This window comes from uncultured Pedobacter sp. (assembly GCF_913776295.1).
Lineage (GTDB): Bacteria > Bacteroidota > Bacteroidia > Sphingobacteriales > Sphingobacteriaceae > Pedobacter.
Window position 1 is genome coordinate 1 of sequence record NZ_CAJYOJ010000055.1, and the last position, 6,947, is coordinate 6,947.

The following is a 6,947-nucleotide window of genomic DNA, read 5'->3' on the forward strand; positions in this document are numbered from 1 at the left end:
CTTCGAAAGAAAACGGCGTAGCCCTCATGAATGCAGCTGAAAACTATTAAAACGAATGAATAAATTTTCAGCCGGTGTTTTTTGTTTCTTTTTGACATCAAAAAGAAAGAGCCCTTCGGCGGCGGCGAGCCGAGGCAAGGCTTAGCCCTGGGGCAAAAAAAGAAATGTATACGTCAATCATATTGATTTTTATACAATAAATTATCCCTCAGGATGACATTTGATAAATCAATTTTGGGTACCCCAATAAAAAATCTTCATCCGATAGGAACTTTCGGAAGAAGATTCATTGCAACTGTACTGGTTCAGTTCATGTAATGCCAGAATAATAAATCTATTTCGCCACAATCACATTTGCCCCGCCCGGTAAAATTCTTAGTTTTAACTGTTTTGCCTTATTTAATTTCAGCTGTTTTATCTGCGGTGACCGATCGTCGGAGTCTGAATATAACGTAACTTCATTGCCTGTTAACATCGGAAGTGAAATGTCTATTGTTTTCGCTGAAGTTTCAGCATTTATCGCTGAGATATACCAGGTATCGCCATGACGGCGTGCCAGTACGCAATATTTCCCGGGATATCCGTCAATAAAGACCGTATTGTCCCAGGTGGTAGGCACTTTTTTCATAAAGTCGATGATATGAGGCGCAACATCGGTAAGGTTATTCGGGGTAATGCCGAAGTTTTGCACCGGGCTCTGGAAAAGTACGGCAGTGGCGATCTGAAAGGTTTCTGTCGTTTTTCTGATCGTACCACCATCATTTGTCTTATTGTGGCGCTTGTTTAAGAGTACAGGTCCAAATTCCATCGCCCCTACCGCGTTTCTGATAAAGGGGTGCAGGCAGGCATTGAACGCTTCATTATCATTGGCATGCTGCCCGAAAATCAGATTTTCTGATGCTAATACTGCCTCACTCCCTACATAATTGGGATACATACGCTCCCAGCCTCTGGGTAGGGTGCAGCCATGGAAAATTACGGTTAATCCAAAGGTATTGGCATCAGACAAGATGTCTTCATATAGCTTCATTGTTTCCTGCTTGTCGCCACCAAAGAAATCCACTTTAATTCCTTTAACACCCATTCGCTGCATCCACGCCATTTCCTGCTTTCTTACCGAAGCCGTGTTCATTCGGTTTTTAGGGTCCTGAGGAGCATCATTCCAGAATCCATTGGAATTGTACCACAAACATATACCAACACCCTTGGTTTTAGCATACGCGATCAGTTCTTCGATTTTTTTATAGCCGATATTTTTTTCCCAACCACCATCAATCAGTGCAAATTCGTAACCCATTGAAGCAGCCAGATCAATAAACGTTTTTTGGTCATCATATTTGATACTGGGATCCTGCCATAACAACCAGCTCCAGGTTGAACGTCCAAAAGTGTATTCTTTTGAGGCCTGGTATTGCGGTTCAACAATATCGAATGGAATCGTTGTTTCCGTAATGGGCTTAAGGGTAGTGCCAACCGTGATGGTGCGCCAGGGAGTGTAGCCTGGAAGCGGAATGGTTGGATTTGCACGGCCCATCCCATTGTTTTCACCAGGTTCAGGGAAAGCAATCTTATAACGGCCGTCTTTAGTCCCTTCGCTCAGCTTCGATCCGCAGTATAGTGAATTCACCCCCGTTTCGGATAACAATACCCAGCCATCATTCCCTAAATGGAAAAGGGCAGGAAAAGTATAACCTACACCATATTTTGATGGAACGCCCATGGCCTGATCGGGATTGTATTCTTCTTCATAGCTTGGCTTACTTTTCATCCAGCCAATCATTGGCGTAGCTTGCGGGGTTAAAAATGTGGTGGTATTTGCCGGAAATTTGTATCCGCTCAATTCTTCTTCAATAATAAAATTTGCAGGTTCACCGGTCTGGGGAATTCGATACCTGAAGGCAATGTTATTGTTGCTCACCCGGAATACCACTTCAAGCTGATTTTTTGCGGTATTTTCGAACTTGCAGACGAGCTCGTTTGCCTGGTAGTTTACACTACTGATCTTGATTTTAGGCTCATTATAGCGCTCATCTATTTTTCTCGACTGCTTGTCAATCAGTGTCAGACCAGATGATAGATCCATCCTGCTTCCTCGAAGTCCCAAAGGCGAACGCTCAATCATTTCTTTTCCCGCTAATGTTACATTGTAATAGAGTTTACCCTCGTTTACATATAACTTAACCACCAATTTTTGATCGGGACTGGTAACGTTCAAATCTTGGGCAAAAGAGAAAATGTGGCTGGCAACCAATGCCAAAACCAATGAAATGCCTTTATAGTATTTCGTTGTTAAAAATTTGGGTATATTCATCACAAAAGTATAAGTTTATTTGGTTGAGATGGATCAGATCGGTATTTAAAAGGGGAAATTAGTAAAAAAAATTAAATGTTATGGTAACGTTTATTGTTTTTTTTAAATCTGCTTTTCCAGATACAGATATGCTGTATCCCGATTAAAGGTTAGTAGTTGATTAAAATCTTAATTTTTGAGCTGTTTACAGCTGCTTTTCATATCAGCCAACTACAGAAAATAACAACAATTTATCTATCAACGGATCAAACGCCAGCAGTCAAAATTAAAGAGGTCGTCACCCTCACCTTTAAATACCAGATACAGGTCGTGTATACCAGCAATCTTATTAATTTTACAAAGCTGCGTTTTCCAATCCTGAGTATTTTTGCTTGATTTTATTTCCAGTTTCCCAAGCAGCTTGCCGTTTAAACCGTCTGTCCGAAGTTCCATACTTCCTTTTGAGGATGTTGCGGCAACAGTGGCTTCAAACTGAGTTGCACCTTTGCCAAAATCGACACTGCGGATTTTGATGTAATCGCCATTATCGATATTAGTGACATAAATAGTTCCTGTTAAGCTATCTTTGGCCGTTTTTACACCTTCTGACCAGGCTATGGTTTCGGCTTCAACACGGCTGTAAGGATTTAAATTTGCGGCGCTTTTCAATACGCCTGATCTCGTTCGCTTAATTTTCGGGATCGAAACATCCGCATTAAAACTAAATGGTTCAATGCAAACGGAACGTTTGAAACCGCCACCTCCCGGTAAAGAGACATCATGATAAAACAAATAAGACTGACCTTTAAAATCGATGTATCCAGAGTGATTGGTGAATGCACCATGATCTTCAATCACTTTCATAATCGTATCTCCATACAACCAGGGCCCGGTAGGCCCATCGCTGGTAGAATAAGCCAGATGTTCTGGTACGCCACCTGCCGGATAAAGCAAATAATATTTATTTTTTCGTTTAAAAAACCATGGTCCTTCTTCGTATTCTGATGGTCTCTTGTCTGCATCTTTTTTCCGCATACTAAAACCTTGTTTGGTTAGCGGCACTTTTACGATTCCAACTTTTTCATCATAAGAGATCATATCTTTATTCAGTTTTACATAATATAACTGGGGATTGCCCCAATATAAGTAAGCTTGCCCGTCATCGTCAACAAAAACAGTCGGATCAATGTAGCCAAAGCCTGATAACAAGGGTTTTCCCAATGCATCCTTAAAGCCCGTGGTTGGTTTATCGGAGATGGCAACACCAATCGCGTTTCCGCCGTTTTTTTGATTTACAGGCAAATAGTAATAGAATTTTCCGTTTCTGAAAATGCATTGACCTGCCCAGGCATCACCACGCGACCAGCTAAAATCTTTATAGGATAAAATAGCGCCATGGTCAGTCCAGTTAACCATATCCTTTGAAGAATAGCACCGCCAATCGTTCATCGTGAAAAAGTTTTTTACGGTAACATCTTCATCGTGAGAAGTGTATAAGTAAACGGTACCATTGTGTACTATCGGCGCCGGATCGGCGGTATAATAAGTCTGGATGACCGGGTTTTGTGCGAAACTATACAGTGCTGATAATATGCTTGTTAACAGTGCTATTCCAAATATTTTTTTCTGCATTATTCTGATGTTATTTTAACAGGGACAGCATTGTTTTTGCATAACGTTCGCCGAGCATACGATAGCCCTGCGCATTGAAATGGAGGTGATCGGCAGCTGCGGTACAACCAGCTGATGAGATGATGTGTGCATTGGGAATGATTATTGGCAAGGTTGCAATAATTTTATTCATTGATGCGCATGTTCCTCCCTGATCTGCGTTAACCACTTCACCGGCAAGAAGGGGTGTAGTTGACGGATTTAAATTTAAGTCCTTGATGAGGTGTTCATAAACCGCCTTCACTTTTTTTGGCCACTCCTGATCTCCGGTATTAGATTCGCCCTGGTGCATCATAATGCCCTTTATTACGCCTGATTGCTGTGCAATTTTGGCTAATTCTACCAAACGACCGTATGGATTTCCGCCGTAGGCATTTAAGGCCGATTTCATCCAATCCGGTGCGGTAGCGGTATAGGTTTGATAAGAATCTTTATCAAATAACTCAATTTTGCAACCACCAACTGCTACATTGATCACGCCAATTCGCACATCTTTAGGAAGTGAATCTAAAAGCGTTCTGCCAAAATAGTCCATCGGAGTTAAGCCGGTTTTGCATCGGCACAACGGTGGTTTAGCCGTATACCAATTGTCTTTTTTACGGCCTGATTCCGGACAGTCAACCGCCTGTAGCACCCTGAATCTATTGTTTACTGTTGTATCCTGAGGTTCGAAAGGCGCGTTACCTTCCATATTAGATTGACCAAAGCTCAGGAAAACGTATAATTTTGGATCCTGACCAAAAGATCTTTCACTATTGCAGCACATTAATGCAAGTAATACAATAACTCCTAATCTTAAACCTCTCATTTTGCATGGATAGGTTATAGCTTGTTTTAGCCTGCTTACAGTAATTTTTTTCATATTGACTCATCAGTTATACCTGAGGCTAAAGTATTAAATGCGGAGGATTAGCAATAGCATTTTTCGTCATAAAAAACGCGCATATGATTAAAATTGATGCAACTGCATTATTACTTTTTATCTACTTTGCTCATCCCTTTTCATCGGGGGCTGTAATCCCGGCAGGCCAAAATAAATAGCTTTCAGATAGACTTGTTAAAATGATTAAATCAACATTTCTGCTAACATATTATTCAAAGTTTCCATACTTAAAAATTCTTTTAACATAGTTTTATCTTTTGCCCCTCCCATGATTTTTGAATCCATCTTGTCCGAAAATTATGGGATGGTATTGCCTGTAGATGGCGGAAATTCTATCGGATTTTAAATTCCCGGGTAAAAGAGGTTGAATCATCTACAAGGATGATGTTTTTTAAGTAATTGTATTTAACCAAAAATGAATAAAAATGAATCTACAAATTAAGAGCCAGTCTGCTTTGGCCATTGCCCTAATGGTTGCTTTGGGAAGTTCCTGCCAGGAACAAAACAAGCATTCAGCGGAAAACGAAACTGTAAAAACAGAGAAGAAACAATATCTTTCTGAGCCATTGGTGAAGGAAATTTATACTGCAGACCCTTCTGCACATGTATTTAACGGTAAAATTTATATCTATCCATCTCACGATATAGAGTCGGGTGTGAAAGAAAATGACAATGGCGATCATTTTGACATGAAAGATTACCGGATTCTGAGTATGGACAGTATCGGAGGTAAGGTGACCATTCATGAACCTGCACTATCTGTAAGCGATATTCCATGGGCGGGAAGGCAACTATGGGCGCCGGATGCAGCTTATAAAAATGGTACCTATTACCTTTATTTTCCTGTTAAGGATAAAAATGACGTTTTCAGGATAGGAGTGGCCACTTCGAAAGATCCGGCCGGACCTTTTAAGGCAGCTAAAGAACCAATAGAAGGTAGTTTTAGTATCGACCCGGCGGTATTTACCGATACTGACGGTAGCAATTACCTATATTTTGGCGGAATCTGGGGCGGACAACTTCAACGCTGGAAAGATGGAAAATATGATCCAAATGGTTCTAAAACTGATTCTCAAAAAGAAAATGAACCTGCCTTAACCGCAAAAGTTGCGAAGCTAAGCAAGGATATGATGTCTTTTGATGGCAAGGCGAAAGATGTAGTGATTTTAGATCCTCAAGGCAAGCCACTGCTTACAAAAGATCACGATCGACGGTTTTTTGAAGGTGCCTGGATGCATAAATATAACGGGAAGTATTATTTCACTTATTCAACCGGCGATACGCATTACCTGGCATCGGCCATTTCAGATAGTCCCTGGGGACCTTTTAAATACCAGGGTACATTCATGACACCTGTTGAGGGATGGACTACACATCATTCTATTGTTGAAATTAAAGGTAAGTGGTATATCTTTTATCATGATACCCAGCTTTCCGGAAAAACACATTTAAGAAATGTTAAGGTAACCGAGCTGAAACACCTTGAAGATGGCACGATTGAACTGATAAAACCGAATAAGGGTTAATTGCTTAAGCTGGTACGTGTTTAGTGAATAGGTGTGAGTTACACACCAAAAAACCCGTCATTGCGAGGAGGCTTTTTTAGCCGACGAAGCCTGCCGGCAACAGGCTGGCAATCTTTCCTTTGGGAGATATTGCTTCGTCGTTCCTCCCCGCAATGACGAATTTATATAGGAATTTTCTTTTGCCGTACAGCTTTTAAAATAAATGATTCCTCAGGATTGACAATACTGAATTTAAATCACGCGCTAAAATTTCGTAGTTAGTTATGACCTTTTTAGCTGACAGCACATTCTGAAATTTCTCGCACAAGATCAATTTTTTGCATAAAAGACCCTGAAACACCTGTCTGACTGGTCGGGCGGAAGTTACCATTGACGTTATTTTGTTATCATTTGATAGTTAGACACTTGTGCACAATGCATTTCCGTCTAACAAGGCCTTCGCACTGTGCACCCGTTCTACTTAAGTCCGGCCTAACAAATTTTTCGGATTCCACTAACCGAGCCCTATTACTGGCTTTGAAAGAAAAATTTTCAGCCGGCATTTTTTGTTACTTTTTGATGCCAAAAAGTAAGAGCC

At 40.8% G+C, this 6,947-nt stretch carries 4 protein-coding genes; 1 reads left to right on the forward strand and 3 read right to left on the reverse strand.

What is annotated here, in order from left to right:
* Positions 1-334: 334 nt before the first annotated feature.
* The 3 genes from QZ738_RS11730 to QZ738_RS11740 all read right to left on the reverse strand — a co-directional run bounded on the left by QZ738_RS11730 (position 335) and on the right by QZ738_RS11740 (position 4,823).
* Positions 335-2,311 (reverse strand): glycoside hydrolase family 97 protein, encoded by a 1,977-nt coding sequence (locus tag QZ738_RS11730; RefSeq protein WP_293787726.1) that lies wholly within the window; start codon positions 2,309-2,311, stop codon positions 335-337.
* Positions 2,312-2,548: 237 nt separating this feature from the next.
* Entirely contained in the window at positions 2,549-3,922 is a 1,374-nt protein-coding gene (locus tag QZ738_RS11735) for a glycoside hydrolase family 43 protein (RefSeq protein WP_293787728.1), read from the reverse strand.
* A 10-nt stretch (positions 3,923-3,932) separates the two neighbouring features.
* Complete coding sequence (locus tag QZ738_RS11740; RefSeq protein WP_293787730.1) at positions 3,933-4,823, reverse strand: sialate O-acetylesterase; 891 nt, start codon at positions 4,821-4,823, stop codon at positions 3,933-3,935.
* 446 nt (positions 4,824-5,269) lie between these two features.
* Here QZ738_RS11740 and QZ738_RS11745 point away from each other — a divergent pair, with 446 nt between their 5' ends.
* On the forward strand, positions 5,270-6,370 hold the full coding sequence (locus QZ738_RS11745) for a glycoside hydrolase family 43 protein (RefSeq protein WP_293787732.1): 1,101 nt from the start codon (positions 5,270-5,272) through the stop codon (positions 6,368-6,370).
* Positions 6,371-6,947 lie beyond the last annotated feature (577 nt).

Bases quoted from the DNA above. Each gene is read 5' to 3' on its own strand.
- QZ738_RS11730 (WP_293787726.1), bottom strand. From the start codon at position 2,311: ATGAATATACCCAAATTTTTAACAACGAAATACTATAAAGGCATTTCA.
- QZ738_RS11735 (WP_293787728.1), bottom strand. From the start codon at position 3,922: ATGCAGAAAAAAATATTTGGAATAGCACTGTTAACAAGCATATTATCA.
- QZ738_RS11740 (WP_293787730.1), bottom strand. From the start codon at position 4,823: ATGAAAAAAATTACTGTAAGCAGGCTAAAACAAGCTATAACCTATCCA.
- QZ738_RS11745 (WP_293787732.1), top strand. From the start codon at position 5,270: ATGAATCTACAAATTAAGAGCCAGTCTGCTTTGGCCATTGCCCTAATG.